General features: G+C 64.9%; 1 pseudogene. It reads left to right on the top strand.

Going from position 1 to position 225, the window contains the following annotated elements:
- Window positions 1-225: pseudogene (locus tag ACW9IR_RS30190) on the top strand (ShlB/FhaC/HecB family hemolysin secretion/activation protein); the annotation flags it as partial.

The following is a 225-nucleotide window of genomic DNA, read 5'->3' on the forward strand; positions in this document are numbered from 1 at the left end:
TGACGCCGTTGTTGTTGCTCACCCTCAGTGCTTACGTCCACGCCGACACCCTACCCAGCTTCCTCAACAGCAACGACACCATCCGCAACCTGCCCGTGCCCAACCTGCCTGCCGATGCCTACCGTCCGGCCGCCACGCCCACCCAGGTGCCAGTGCCCGCCGCGACCGCCGGGCAACCGCTGCTGATGGACACCAAAGTGACCATCCGCAAACTGCAGATTGACG

The organism is Pseudomonas sp. SDT291_1_S447 (assembly GCF_054070155.1).